Annotated in this window: 9 protein-coding genes; 3 read left to right on the top strand and 6 right to left on the bottom strand. The window is 46.0% G+C overall.

Annotated features, from left to right (window positions below):
* Nucleotides 1-777 precede the first annotated feature (777 nt).
* Both gntA and H8S84_RS12770 read left to right on the top strand, forming a co-directional pair.
* Nucleotides 778-1,524 (top strand): guanitoxin biosynthesis heme-dependent pre-guanitoxin N-hydroxylase GntA, encoded by a 747-nt coding sequence (gene gntA / locus H8S84_RS12775; protein WP_187067724.1) that lies wholly within the window; start codon nt 778-780, stop codon nt 1,522-1,524.
* Nucleotides 1,517-2,104 carry a DUF1989 domain-containing protein gene (locus H8S84_RS12770; protein WP_187067723.1) on the top strand — a complete coding sequence of 196 codons (588 nt, stop codon included), beginning with the start codon at nt 1,517-1,519 and terminating at the stop codon, nt 2,102-2,104. The genes gntA and H8S84_RS12770 overlap by 8 nt, the downstream gene beginning before the upstream one ends.
* Nucleotides 2,105-2,231: 127 nt before the next feature.
* Here the strand turns inward: H8S84_RS12770 and H8S84_RS12765 are convergent, their stop codons facing one another.
* Nucleotides 2,232-5,192 (bottom strand): M16 family metallopeptidase, encoded by a 2,961-nt coding sequence (locus H8S84_RS12765; protein ID WP_222621652.1) that lies wholly within the window; start codon nt 5,190-5,192, stop codon nt 2,232-2,234.
* A 52-nt stretch (nt 5,193-5,244) separates the two neighbouring features.
* On the bottom strand, nt 5,245-7,146 hold the full coding sequence (locus H8S84_RS12760; RefSeq protein ID WP_187067722.1) for a DNA polymerase III subunit gamma/tau: 1,902 nt from the start codon (nt 7,144-7,146) through the stop codon (nt 5,245-5,247).
* Nucleotides 7,147-7,613: 467 nt separating this feature from the next.
* On the opposite strand from H8S84_RS12760, the gene H8S84_RS12755 reads away from it, so the two are divergent.
* The gene (locus H8S84_RS12755) at nt 7,614-8,075 is read left to right on the top strand and encodes a hypothetical protein (protein ID WP_187067721.1); all 462 of its coding nucleotides are present in this window, start codon (nt 7,614-7,616) and stop codon (nt 8,073-8,075) included.
* Between the two features lie 43 nt (nt 8,076-8,118).
* Here H8S84_RS12755 and cfa read toward each other — a convergent pair whose 3' ends face one another.
* From cfa to H8S84_RS12735, 4 genes are all read right to left on the bottom strand, one after another.
* Complete coding sequence (gene cfa / locus H8S84_RS12750) at nt 8,119-9,240, bottom strand: cyclopropane fatty acyl phospholipid synthase (protein ID WP_187067720.1); 1,122 nt, start codon at nt 9,238-9,240, stop codon at nt 8,119-8,121.
* Between the two features lie 154 nt (nt 9,241-9,394).
* Nucleotides 9,395-10,366 (bottom strand): DUF3667 domain-containing protein, encoded by a 972-nt coding sequence (locus H8S84_RS12745; RefSeq protein ID WP_187067719.1) that lies wholly within the window; start codon nt 10,364-10,366, stop codon nt 9,395-9,397.
* 361 nt (nt 10,367-10,727) lie between these two features.
* On the bottom strand, nt 10,728-12,083 hold the full coding sequence (locus H8S84_RS12740; protein WP_187067718.1) for a sensor histidine kinase: 1,356 nt from the start codon (nt 12,081-12,083) through the stop codon (nt 10,728-10,730).
* Nucleotides 12,073-13,440: a sigma-54-dependent transcriptional regulator gene (locus tag H8S84_RS12735; RefSeq protein ID WP_187067717.1), complete on the bottom strand. Its 1,368-nt coding sequence runs from the start codon at nt 13,438-13,440 to the stop codon at nt 12,073-12,075. The genes H8S84_RS12740 and H8S84_RS12735 overlap by 11 nt, the downstream gene beginning before the upstream one ends.
* Between the last annotated feature and the right edge of the window lie 340 nt (nt 13,441-13,780).

Below are 13,780 nucleotides of genomic sequence, written 5' to 3'. Positions count from 1 at the left end.
CCTGCTTTTTGAGATTCTGTTTCCTCGTGTACACATACAGTATTCCCACCAAGCCACTAACTACAGCAGTATAACCATAGCCAATCAAGAAGCCATAAAAATCGCTTTTGCCGCCCAATAGATATGAAGTGGCAACTGAAATGATGCCTGAAACAAAAAATAGTATTGATTTAGTGTAGGTCATTTTATTCTCCATATATGATCAAAGTATGTACTGTTTAATAATCAGTTCTGCCTTGTACTAAAGTAGAAAATATCGTAACATATTGTTTCACAATTAGACGAACGCGAGCAGGAGGTAGACTAACTAAGGCTTTATCTATAACTTTTTTGGTCCCTGTTAGTACAAGCAAGACAAAAAACTAACGGCCAACTATATTTGGCTGCCCTAGTTTTCACAGTCTATGAATTAAAGTATAACCTAACATCCAAATGGTATACTTAGCTCCAACTCTACTGGTCATCATACTCCTCTGATATCGAAAGTTCGTCTTCTGTTTTGGGTACATTACAAAAGCACAGCTTATGTTATGGAGAGGTTTTTCCATAAAAAGTAAGGTTGTTAACAAATACCAGGCAATCAGGTTTATACTTATACTTTATAGTGATAGTGAGTAAGATAAAGAAATTAGATTATGGCCAGCATCTTTAAAAGTACTTTCAAAACGTACCTAAACTGCTGTCGGAACTTATCTTAAAGTATTGTTTCGCCGTAACACAGAATCCATGCCTTCTGCATACGAACTGTAGCTGAGTGGCATTACTTAAGATTTTATTATGTCTGCAAATAACATAAAACAACAAACTTATTTTACACCTGAGCAACTGAATGATTGCCCGGATGAACAGCTTACAGAAATACATACGAGCATAACTGAGAAGCTTAATGATGCAGATTATCCTTGTGTAGGAGCCAAGGCAGCCTTAAACTCAAGTCAATACCGTATTGGTGTGTATGGTAGTATGGGTGACGATGAAACTACCCGCCAATTAGGAGAAGACCTGAAAAACTACACAACAGAAACCCTATCTGCCGAAAGCGAATATATGACACTGATTGCTGTGTTTACCGACGAACCTGCCTCTGAGTTAGATTTTGAGCAGAAGTTGTGGCAGCAGCTTCAAAGACTGCACGACAGCGAAAAACACCTGCAGCGCTGGGACCCTGAAGTAAGTAACAACCCTGAAGACAGCGATTTTAGCTTTAGCTTTAACGGGACTGCCTTTTTTGTAGTAGGGTTGCATGCTAAGGCCAGTCGCAGAGCCAGAAGGTTTACACATACGGCCATGGCATTTAATCTGCACCGCCAGTTTGAGCAGCTACGTGAGAAAGGAGTGTATGAAAACATGCAAAAGGTAATTCGGGAGCGTGAGGAAGCTTATGATGGCTCCATCAATCCGATGTTGAGTAACTTCGGAGAAGGACTAGAGGCACCTCAATACAGTGGCCGGCAGGTAGATGAAAGTTGGAAGTGCCCGTTTCATGTCGCGTTCAAGCATCAAACAAAAAAGGAGAATGATTAACACAATAGAAAAACAGACTGGGGCAGCCTTTAGACTTCGGAAAGGAGACAGGCTCAAGGTAATAGATCCGCAGGGGGAGCAGGTAAGTGATATAGTGCTGTTCAACGCAGAAGACTTGCGCGAGAAGCTGTCATCAGGCAAAACGCTCGACTTTGAGGAAACGATACTGATAACCAAAGGGCACCACCTCTGGAGTAACCGCAGCCGGAAAATGATGGAAATATTGGAGGATACGAATGGGCGCAACGATTTTTTGCTGGCGCCCTGCAGCCCCGAGACTTTCCAGATCATGTATAAAAACCCTGAGTATCACCCAAGTTGCTTTGAGAACCTGCACACTAACTTAAGCAAGTATGGCATTGCCCCTGATGACATTCCTACTGCCTTTAACATTTTCATGAATGTGCAGTTTTCACCGGATGGAACGCTTTCAGTAGACCCGCCGCTAAGCAAAGCAGGCGACTATATGTTACTGGAGGCTAAAATGGATTTAATTGTAGGTTTAACCGCATGCTCTGCAGAGCAGTCTAACAATTATGCTTTTAAGCCTATTCAGTATGAGATAATCTCCGGAGAGTGATTACAAAAGGGTTACAAATGCTGAAGCACTCTCAGACAAAGAGGCACCAGAAGTGTATAAAATTAAAAAGGGCAGCCATACATAGCTGCCCTTTTTAATTTATCTTGTATTCAAGTTCTATAATCTACTAATACCCAAACAAGGTCTTCAGATCCAGCTGCTTCACTTTTCCATACTTCTCCAGCGCTTTGAAGTTCAGCTTGTCTTTAGAGCCGATCACAAGTATAGCCTGTGGCTGGCCTTTTACATACTTCTGCTGGAACTCCTTCATCTGGTCAAAGGTCATGGAGTTGGCGCTCTGGTACACGTCCTGGCGGATGTCGTAGTTCAGGCCTAGTTTTTTTGCACGCTCGTAGTCAAACAGGATGCCTGCTTTGGTAATACGTTCCGTAGAGATGCTGTTGCGCAAAGCGGCGCGGGCATTCTGGAAGTTCGCATCTGCCAGTGGCATGTCTGTAAGTAAAGCTTGCATGCCAGCCATCGCCTCAGCTAGTTTATCCGACTGTGCTCCAATGTACGACACTAAGTAATTGGCGCGGTCCTTCTTGGCAGCAGGGCTATAAAATGAGTAAGTAGAGTAGGCAAGGGCCTTCGACTCACGCAGGTCCTGGAACACGATGCCACCCATGTACTCGTTGTACAGGCGCACCACCGGAATAATGTCTTTGCTGTAAGGCACCGACTTGCTCAGGAATAACATTTCAGCCTGCACCATGTCATAATCTGCCCAGTAAACCGTTGGTTCTTTAAAATCAATCTCAGTGTATACTTTCTCGGCTGGTACTGGCTTTAGTTTGGCTGGCACCATGTGGCCCTGGTTCAGGGTAGCTACCAGGTTGTCTGTTTCACGTGGACCGTAGTATAGCACGCGGTGCTCGTACGTTGGGATGCTCTTGATGATGTTCACCAGTTCCTGCGGCTTCATGGCCTTCAGTTCCTTCTCGCTCAGTACGGTGTTAAATGGATTTTTAGCGCCATACTTGGCATAGTTTACCATGGCCTGCTGCAGAATAACGCCTTTGTTTTTCTTGGCATCGGCACGGGCTTTCAGGATACCAGCAACCATGTCATTTAATGCCTGCTGATCTGGTTTAGCGTTAGCTAGTACGCTTTCAAACAGGTTCAGGCCTTTCTCGAAGTTCTCATCCAAACCAGATAAGCTTACATACACCTGATCACCGGAAGAGAACACATCAAATGAAGTGCCCAGCTTGTAGAACTCCTTCTGAAGCTCTTCGGCTGTATACTTGTCGGTGCCCAGGTACTTTAGGTAGTTCACGGCCATGCCCAACTTCTGGTCGTTGTTGGTACCCATATCCAGGATGTAGTATAGCTGGAACAAGCCATTGTCTTTGTTCTTAGTATACAGCAGCGGGATATTCTGCTTCAGGGAAGTCTCAGTTATATCCTTTTTGTAGTCGATGAATACTGGCTGCAGTGGCTGTACTTCCTTCGCCATAAACTGCTTGTAGTAATCTGATTGCGCATCGCGGTTAACGGCTACCGGCGTAATGGCAGGTTTCTCTACTTTCTGAGCGTTAGGGTCTTTGCCAGTGCGCTTGTACACTAATACATAGTTGTTGTTGAAGTACTTGTTTGCCACATTCATCACATCCTGTTTCGTGATGCTGGCAAATTCTTCCTGGCGGGTTACGAACTTCTGCCATGGCATCTCATAGATAAACGAAGTAACGAAGGCATCAGCACGGTTACTGTTGTCTTCATACGCCTTCATGGTGTTGATCTTGTCGTTATTCACCACAGCCTGAATCAGCGACTCATCAAAGGTGCCTTTCTTGATCATATCCAACTGCTGCAGCAACAGATCACGCACTTGGTCGAGTGACTGTCCCTGGCGTGGCATACCTGTCATTCTGAACGTGCCATAGTCTTTCATCGGCGTGTCGTAGGCATACGACTGCAGTACTTTCTGCTGCTGGTTCAGGTTTAGGTCGATTAGTCCGGCTGAGCCATTGTAAAGCAAATTGCTGATCATCTGTACAACTAGCGCATCTTTTGTATTAATGCCCGGTGAGCGGTAGGCGATAGATACGTTCTCAGCATCCGGACCTAGCACTTCTTTCACGATTGGCTGCTGGATTGGTTGCTCCTGGGCTACATTAAACGTAGGCTCAGGCTGCTTCTCCATGCCACCCCAGTATTTGTCGATCAGGCGGATAGTCTTATCAAAATCAATGTCTCCGCTCATGGCAATGGCCATATTGTTCGGAACATAGTACTTGTTGTAGTACTTCTTGATTTCAGTGATAGAAGGATTCTTTAAGTGCTCAATAGTACCGATGGTCGTCTGAGTGCCATACTGGTGCGTTGGGAAAAGTGCTGTGTTGATCACTTCTGCCACTTTACGGCCGTCACTGTCTAGGCTACGGTTTTTCTCTTCGTACACAGCCTCAAGCTCCGTATGGAAAATGCGGGGAACCATGTCTTGGAAACGGTCAGCTTCCAGTTCAATCCAACGCTCCATCTGGTTGCTCGGGATGTCGTTTACATACACCGTCTGGTCTACCCAAGTATAAGCGTTGGTGCCTTTGGCTCCGATAGCGCTAAGTATCTTATCGTATTCGTTAGCAATTGCGTAAGTAGCGGCTACTCCAGACACTGAGTCGATCTGGGCATAGATCTTTTTGCGGGCAGCCTCGTCTTTGGTAGCTCTATACTTTTCGTAAAGGGCTTCGATCTTATCTAGCTCTACTTTTTCTTTTTCCCAATTCATGGTACCCAGTTCGCTAGTGCCTTTAAATACCATGTGCTCCAGGTAATGCGCCAGGCCGGTAGCATCGGCAGGGTCGTTTTTAGAGCCCGCACGCACGGCAATGTACGTTTGAATACGCGGTGCCTCCTCGTAATCCGAAAGGTATACTTTTAAACCGTTGTCTAAAGTATAAATACGGGCATTAAGCGGATCATTAGGAACCGTTTCGTATTTATACTCTTTCTCGGCTGTAGCTGTAGCAGCAGGTGCGGTAGTTTGAGCTGTTGACTGCGTTTGATAGGTTTCATTTTTACATTGCGTGAATGTAAATGCCAACGCAATCAAAAACAGAGATACTCCCTTTTTGATTATCATAGTTCTGTTAATTAGTGATGATGTAACTATACGAAGATACAGTATTACTGATTTAAAAATCTGTATCTAAGCCAAATCGCTGTTTTAAATCGACGATTACCGGGTATTTCTCGGCGAGGTAGTTAAACTTGTCCTGCGAAGTATACAGTTTTCGCCCTTCATCCTGCACTTCTACCACTTCTGCCCTCAGTTTTATACTTCGGTTGCCGGTCTGTGCCTTCAGTTCGCGCAGTATCTCCGGACGAATGGCCGTGAACTGGTCCATCATCACGTGGTTCTCCAGGTGAAGTATAACTTCGTTGTCGGCACTGATGTGGTACTGGCGGTTCAGGAGGGTGAACTCCATCATATTTTCCGCCTTCTTGCGGCGCAGGATAGCATGCCAAACTGTTTTCAGCTTAGCTTCATCTATCGGAACAATAGCACCATAAGTTGTATCCTCTTCCTCCTCGGCTACGGCCACATCGGCAACAGCTGTCTGCTGATTCTGCAGGTCTTTCAGGCTTGGCAGCTTGCCTAGCTTTTTAGGCGGAGGCAGCTGCACTTTAGAGCGCGGCTGTTCCGGAACAGCCTGTGCCTTTGGAGGAGCAATATGTGCATCAGGTGTTACCTCTTGCGGTTTAGGTGGCTGTTGTAGCCCCTCCGACGGCACATGGTTAGGCGTGTGCGGAGGCTGCATACGCTCGGATGGTACACTACCTGGCGTTGGCTGTTGCATCTGCTGCGATGGCACCGTGCCCTGGTTATGGGCAGGCTGCATGGCAGCAGAAGGTATGGCACCTGTATTTCCGGTAGAGGCTGGTGCCTTATCCGCTACCTTAGCTTTTTTTGCTTCTGCTCCGTCTTGTGCAAAACTCAGGGCTGCATTCAGGTGTGCCAATTTCATCAGGCACAGCTCTACATGCAGACGCTGATTTTTGCTGCTTTTATAATTAGTGTCGCAGGTGCTCACTAGGTTCAGACCCGATAGCAGGAACGATACGCTAGACTTCTGCGACTGCTCCGCATACTTCGCCTTGATGTTATCTGATACCTCCAGCAGCTGTATTGTCTGCGCATCTTTGCAAACTAGCAAACTACGGAAATGCTCTGCAATACCAATCAGGAAGTTATGGGCATCAAAACCGTTCTTCAGGATTTCATCAAACAGCAGCAGCGAGCCAGCCAGGTTCTGGTCCAGCAGGTGGTCTGTTAACCGGAAGTAGTAATCGTAGTCAAGTATGTGCAGGTTCTCTACGGTAGCCTTGTAAGTCACATTGCTGCCTGAGAAAGTAACCATCTGGTCGAAAATGGAAAGCGCGTCGCGCAGGGCGCCATCGGCCTTCTGCGAGATCAGGTGCAGGGCATCCGGCTCGGCCTGTATACTTTCTTTTGTGGCGATGTTGCCCAGGTGGCGTACCATGTCCTCGATTCGAATTCTGTTGAAATCGAAGATCTGGCAACGTGAAAGTATAGTCGGGATGATCTTGTGGCGTTCTGTGGTGGCAAGTATAAAAATTGCGTAAGATGGCGGCTCCTCCAAGGTCTTCAGGAAAGCGTTGAAGGCTTGATTCGAGAGCATGTGCACCTCATCTATGATGTAGATCTTATACTTGCCCGTTTGCGGTGCATAACGCACCTGCTCCACCAGGTTACGGATATCCTCTACAGAGTTATTAGAGGCAGCATCTAGCTCATGTATGTTGAACGAACTGTTGCTGTTAAAGCTGCGGCAAGATTCGCACTCGTTGCAAGCCTCTGTTTCCGGAGTAATGTTCTGGCAGTTGATGGTTTTAGCCAGAATACGGGCACAGGTGGTTTTACCTACACCACGCGGTCCGCAGAAAAGGAAGGCCTGCGCCAAATGCTTGCTGCTGATGGCGTTTTTAAGGGTATTGGTTATATGGTGCTGCCCCACCACACTATCGAATGTGCTTGGGCGGTATTTACGCGCTGATACTACGAAATTTTCCATTACTACAAAGATAATCAATCTGAAGCTGAGATGGGAGTGCTTTTTATCCAGTAGTTTTCCAGATACTTATCCACGGCAGGAGCTTCTCTAGTTAAAGAACACCGGCAAGAGACAATTCGTTTTGCCCTTGACTGCCTTATTAGCTTTTAATAAGATAGCGACTTTTGTAATAGTGTTTTAGAAGGTGTTGTTTTAATTATACTTTTTTTATGCTTTTTTGCTTTTAAAAAGGCATTTGTCAGGTATAGTGATAAATATAATAAAGCGGATATGTTACCTTTTACACCATTTGTTCCCTGAAATTATTGCATTAATGGCGTCTAAGGCGGTGAGGTTTTAATGTATGAGCAGTTAAAAGCTGATGTTTAAACGTTACCTGCCAGAGTTTTTATTCCTGCAATAAAGTATAGAGGTGGAGCTATATTTAAATGCTGAAAGAAAGCAAAATCAATTCCAACCTATACGTTATGAGAAAGCACGTCGGACCATTTATTAAGCTGCTGCTGCTTTTGGCTTTTCTGTCGAGACTTGAGTTTGTGTTTGGGCAGGAGGGAAAAGCTGATATGGCGACCTGGGCAAATAAAGCGCAACAGCAACAGGGTAAAGAAAGCCCTAAATCAGGTAGCAATTCTGGAAAAGCCACTACGCTTGGCGAAGAGATTGGCGTAGAGCGGCTGGAGCTAAAAGCATCACCCAACTCATTTAACTCTAGAACAGATTTAAGTTTTACACTGAGGCAGGATGGCCGCTATAAACTGGAGATCCTGAACATGCAAGGCGATGTGCTTGAGGTATTAGCAGAGGGAACAGGGCAGGCAGGAGAGCATTTTGTGTATCAACTTAAAAAGGAAAAGTTTAGAGCCGGGGCTTATATTGGCCGCCTCATAACACCGCATGAAGTAACCTCTGCGCGCTTCATGCTAAAGTAAAAGCTTACAAGTTATACTTTATACTTATTTGCTATGCTTTACATCACCTTACTGCTGTATACCCTCCTGCGATCCCTTCCTTAGACAATACCAGTTGCCACAATTGGTTGTTGCGAGCTCTAAATGAGCCTGCGCTGGAAAGCAGGTAATACTTCCACATGCGGTAAAAGCGTTCGCCGTACTCGCCCTGCAACTGGTCCCAATTGCGGTTAAAGTTGTCAAACCATGCCATTAAGGTATTATCGTAGTAGGGGCCGAAGTTATGCCAGTCCTCCACTTTAAAGATGTGCTCCATGGCTGCGCCTAGCTGCTTAACAGAAGGTATAAGGCAGTTCGGGAAGATGTAGGTGTCGGTAAATGGATCGGCTGAAGTTCTGGAGTAGTTATGGCCAATGGTGTGCAGCAGAAACAGGCCGTCATCTTTTAAACAACGGGCCGCCACCTGCATAAACTTTCGGTGGTTGCGGTATCCCACATGCTCAAACATTCCCACCGATACCACATGGTCAAACTGCTCGTTTATGTCGCGGTAATCCTGCAGGCGAATCTCAACAGGTAAACCTTTGTACCTCTCCCGGGCCAGCGCCGCCTGCTCTTTCGAAACAGTAATGCCTACTACCTCGGCGCCATACTTTTCGGCGGCAAGTCCGGCAAAGCTTCCCCAGCCGCAGCCAATATCAAGCACCCGTTGTCCGGGCCGCAAGTATAACTTCCGGCAAATTAAGTCGAGTTTGTTTTCCTGCGCCTGATCCAGGTTATCAGCGCCTTTCCAGTAGCCGCAGCTATAGGTCATGCGCCGGTCCAGCATTAATTCGTACAGTTTGTTGCCGATGTCGTAGTGGCGTTGTGCGTTGCGGGCGGCCTTGCCTTTGGCCTGCATGTTCAGCAGCTTTGCCAGCAGCACCTGCAGCACCGATCTCCAGCCAAGGTTCGCCTTTTTATATAGATCAGCACGCAGCACCTTAAACACAAACTGATCTATACTTTGGCAGTCCCACCAGCCATCCATGTACGACTCGCCGAGGCCCAGCGTTCCGTCTGTAAGTATGCGCTTATAGAACCTCTTGTCGTGCACCTGCAAATCCCACGGGTCGGGCCCGTTGATTTTTACATCTGCTGTGGCCAGTGTATTAACTACTTGCTGCTGTAGACTTTGGGCCGCCATAATGCTCAGGTTTAAGTACTTATTATACTTATGAGAATATGAACGGAGGCAACAGAGAATAGTTAAATCCTTTAGCCTTTGCTCTATTACAAACTGTATTGCTGATGCACAATAAATTTAATTCATAGCCAAAATGAAGCTATTGGAGTTAAGCTTACATAGAATACAGTGTGGCAATAACTACCGCTAAGCTGCTCAGGAACAGCAGAAAAGTATAGGCAAAGGACAGCAGCATGCATTTATAAACAGTGCGCCAGCGTGTGCTCCGGTAGGTGTTTCGCATTGACCGGTAGATGTACCAAAGCATCACAAGCACACCCAGCATTTGTACCCAGCCAGACACAAAAGGAAGCAACCACTTTAAAATGATAAGGATAGAGCCAAACAGGAAAAGGAACGAATGTACATGAATCGAGTAAATCAGGTGCTCCGCATAAAGCTTCTTTGATCTGATATTAACCAACTTCAGGATTAGGGCAAAGAGTGGCAGCAGGATAAACATGACTTTAGGCAGATGGCTTATCAGCTTGTTTAAGAAAAGCTCAAACTGCACTTTATCGTTCTTTACCTTTCTATATTTGGCATTGAAGGTGTGGAGGGGGATGTTGAACTCGCCAAAAGTAATCTCTTCTTTTCCGTTTGCTCCTTTTTTAACGTTGCTGATGTTGTTGGCAATTGCCGGTGCAGGAGTGACATTACTAACTATCTTTTGGAATGTTTTTTTGTCAGCTAAAGCTTCTGCTTTTTTAGCTTCCGTCTGTGCCGTAGCAGTTTTTTCTGCAGCACCGTCTTTTAGTATTCCTTTCTTGTTGATGTTTGTGTTAGCTGTGAAGAGGAAAAAGAACAGGATGCTGATGAAGATGTACATGCTGATCGGGTTAAGATGCGAGGCCCGTTTTCCAGCAAAATATTCCTTCGTCAGGTAGCCTGGTTTGGTTAAAAGCGGCACCATGCTTTTAAAAAACTTCGATTCTAAGTGGAAGTAGTGCCCAACGCTGTGCATTACCAGGTGCAGAAAGTTCTCATGCAGTTCCAGGTTCTCTTGTCCGCATGCCGAGCAGAAGTTACCCGTTACAGTTGCTTCACAGTTTAAGCAGTTGCTTTCAGAGCGGTAGCGCTTTTTCATAGTAGAGGTGGTGAGTAAGGTCGTTTCAAGCGCCAAAAGTAAAAATAATTATTTAGCTATATAAGCTTGATGTGTTTAAAAGGCAGAATTGAAGAGATGGGGCTGCTAAGCTCTAAGCTTTACTTTGCCATACTATGGCGCGAGCGTCCTCGCTCGTGATCGGTTATACTTGGGCCTCTGTCCCAGTAGAGTCTCTGACTCTACACCACTTGAAGACACGAGTCTGAAGACTAGCGCCAGAAAGCCAAGTATTTCTTTCGTCATCCTGAAAGGATCTTGTGTGCAAGCAGGTGAAGCATATAGTGTTTCCTCCCCTAACTCCTCAGAGGAGGAGAACCCTGCAAATTTCTCAGAATCTAGCTTAAAACACCAACTTAAATGTGCTGCCCACGCCTTCTTCGCTCTCGACTTGAATAGTGCCTTTGTGCAGCAGCATGATGTGCTTTGATAAGCTAAGGCCAATGCCGGAACCTTCTTTGTGGGAGGTAAAGAACGGGATAAAAATGTTCTCCAGGATTTCATCCGGAATGCCAGTGCCGTTATCGTGCACTTCAATCGTTACTTTTCCATCCTGCTGCCCAGCCACAAGTATTATCTGCGGCGATGGCCGCTCCAGCACCGCGCGCTGGGCGTTCGTGATCAGATTGATGAGCACTTGCTCCAGTAGATTTACATCACCGGTTATGGTCAGGTCCGGAGGAGATACTTTGCAGATATACTCAATGCCATCTGCCTTCAGGCGTGGTCGCATCAGGGTATCTATACTTTTGAAAAGCTCCTCAACATAAATGGTAGTGAGGTTAAGCTGTTGCGACTTGTTCAGGTTGCGGTAAAACTGTGTAAAGCGCAACAGTCCTTCGCTACGTTTCTTGATGATACCGATCCCTTCTTCGGTGTCTTCCAGCACTTCCACATCTACAGGTACATCGGGCTCAGAAGTATAGCGCTCACGCTCCATGTGCAAATGTTTTCCTAAAGTATCGGCTAGTGAGGCAATGGGAGCCACGGAGTTCATAATTTCGTGCGTCATCACACGTAACAGCTTTTGCCAGGCCTCTGTTTCGGTGGCATCTACAGTAGCGCTTACGTTTTTAATTACAACCAGCAGCAGATCACGGTGCTGCATGGTAAAGGCCGTTGCCGAAACCAGCACCTGCGACTGACCCGAGGGTAACTTCAGTTTTACGAGTGTGCTATCTCCTGACTTTATACTTTGCAGCGAGTTATGCAGGGAAGGGTAGCGCCGGTCCAGGTTATCTATACTTTTGAGGTGAGGCAGGCCCAGCATCTTTTTAAAGGCATCGTTCACCCATTCTACTTCCCCCGTCTCTGTGTCAACGGCCATAATGCCGGTATCCACCAACTGCAGTATGGTTTGCATGTACTGGAACTGCGCCTCCCGTTCTATCTGTAGTTGTTTGAATGTGTTATTTATTAGATTAAAGGCGCGATGGAGTTGCTGCAGCGAAGAGTTTGTATTCTCATTAAATCGCTGCGAAAAGTCACGCTGCTTCACAGCCTCCAGGAACTTAGCCAGTTCGTTGTTGCTGCGGGTTACGTAACGTGCTATCTCCCAAAGCTGCGCCAGCATGATTAGTATGCCCGATGTAACCTGCAGCCAGGTGTACTGTGTCAGGTATTGCACCGTAACGTACATCATGCCCAGCAAAAGTATAAACCGGACAAACAGCCCGAGCTCCAGTCGTTTAGATATCATACTTGTTCAGGCGGCGGTAAAGGGCAGTGCGGGTAAGGCCAAGTTCTTTAGCAGCTTTAGAAATGTTGCCTTTGTTCTTCTCGATCACGCGGCGAATCGTTTCGCGTTCTATTTCGTGTAGCGGCATATTTGTATCTGCGGCAAAAGCAGGTACAGACTGTGCAGCAGGTGCCATTTCCATAGGCGAAAAGCTAAAGTCTTGCGGTTGCAACACATTATCCTCGGCAAGTATGATGGCACGCTCCACGGCATGTTGCAGCTCACGCACATTGCCAGGCCAACTGTGTTGCTTTAGCTTTTGCAGGGTAGCAGGGGCAAACTCAGGTACAGGCTTATGGTTTTTCTGTGCATAGATTCCGGCGAAATGTCTTGCCAGCAGTTCCACATCATTACCGCGGACACGCAGCGGCGGCAAGGTTATTTCTACAGTGTTGATGCGGTAAATAAGGTCTTTGCGGAAAAGGTTTTTAGCAGCCAGTTCGTAAATGGGCTCGTTGGTAGCAGAAATTAGACGTATATCGACAGGAATGGGTGTATTGGAGCCTAGTGGCGTTACCTGCCTGTTTTGCAGCACCGTCAGCAGTTTGGCTTGCATGGCAGGCGAGATATTTCCGATCTCATCCAGAAACAGCGTACCACCATCTGCTGCCTCAAAGCGGCCTTTGCGATCTTCTTTGGCATCGGTAAAAGCACCCTTCTTAAAGCCGAATAACTCACTCTCAAATAAAGTGTCGGTAAGTGCTGCCACATCTACGCTTACAAAAGGTTGGTTGGCTCTAAAAGATTTCTCGTGCAGGGCGCGTGCTACCAGTTCCTTGCCTGTTCCGTTCTCGCCAAGTATAAGTACGTTAGCCTCGGTAGGGGCAATTTTATCTATCTTATAAAGTATATCCTGTATTGCTTCGGATTCGCCAAGTATAGTGGTATGGCCTGTATTGGCAGCTGATTTTTCACTCTTCTTTTGCCCCTTTGCCTGCAGTGCATTATGCAGTGTTTCCAGCAGCTTGTCGTTGTGCCAGGGCTTTACTATAAAATCGTAAGCACCCTCCTTCAGCGACTTTACAGCCAATTCCACATCACCGTAAGCTGTGATAAGTATGACTTTGGCGTCTTTGTCTTTTCCCAGAATCTGGCGCAGCCAAAACAGACCTTCGTTGCCAGTGTTAAGAGCACTCTTAAAGTTCATGTCCAGGAAAATGACATCAAACTTCTCCTTCGACAGCTGGCTCATCAGGTTATCCGGGTTTTTCTCGGTTACCACCTCTTTTACCTCTGTTTTCAACAGCATCTTCATGGCGAAAAGCACGTCTGCTTCATCGTCAACAACTAAAATTCTACCGGTTTTTCCTGTAGCCATCGTGCAAGTTATTCTGGTTCAGATACCGAATTTAAGTAATTTATCCGGAGTTTAATACTTGTCTTCATTCAAGCTGCTTTGCTGGCTCATGCTCCAAATTGCCTCAGTACAATTTATGTCTTTCGGCTCCTGAAAAAGCTGTGTCACAACCGCACAGGTGTTCTCCTGAAATGTGTATCGGAAGCGTACACTTTCTAATTCTTTATTTGTGTAAATAACTGATAATCAATGATGTTTAAAATTGGCATCTTAATTTCTTGATACAGATTACAGAGAGTGAAGTTATACTTGTTACACTCCAAAAAGAAGATTTATACCTGTACCAGATAAAATTTAAAGC

It is taken from the genome of Pontibacter cellulosilyticus (genome assembly GCF_014306105.1).
GTDB lineage: Bacteria > Bacteroidota > Bacteroidia > Cytophagales > Hymenobacteraceae > Pontibacter > Pontibacter cellulosilyticus.
This window is presented reverse-complemented; position numbering and strand designations above follow the sequence as displayed.

Excerpts from the sequence above, each read along its gene's own strand:
- gntA (WP_187067724.1), top strand. The coding sequence starts at position 778 with ATGTCTGCAAATAACATAAAACAACAAACTTATTTTACACCTGAGCAA.
- H8S84_RS12770 (WP_187067723.1), top strand. The coding sequence starts at position 1,517 with ATGATTAACACAATAGAAAAACAGACTGGGGCAGCCTTTAGACTTCGG.
- H8S84_RS12765 (WP_222621652.1), bottom strand. The coding sequence starts at position 5,192 with ATGATAATCAAAAAGGGAGTATCTCTGTTTTTGATTGCGTTGGCATTT.
- H8S84_RS12760 (WP_187067722.1), bottom strand. The coding sequence starts at position 7,146 with ATGGAAAATTTCGTAGTATCAGCGCGTAAATACCGCCCAAGCACATTC.
- H8S84_RS12755 (WP_187067721.1), top strand. The coding sequence starts at position 7,614 with ATGAGAAAGCACGTCGGACCATTTATTAAGCTGCTGCTGCTTTTGGCT.
- cfa (WP_187067720.1), bottom strand. The coding sequence starts at position 9,240 with ATGGCGGCCCAAAGTCTACAGCAGCAAGTAGTTAATACACTGGCCACA.
- H8S84_RS12745 (WP_187067719.1), bottom strand. The coding sequence starts at position 10,366 with ATGAAAAAGCGCTACCGCTCTGAAAGCAACTGCTTAAACTGTGAAGCA.
- H8S84_RS12740 (WP_187067718.1), bottom strand. The coding sequence starts at position 12,083 with ATGATATCTAAACGACTGGAGCTCGGGCTGTTTGTCCGGTTTATACTT.
- H8S84_RS12735 (WP_187067717.1), bottom strand. The coding sequence starts at position 13,440 with ATGGCTACAGGAAAAACCGGTAGAATTTTAGTTGTTGACGATGAAGCA.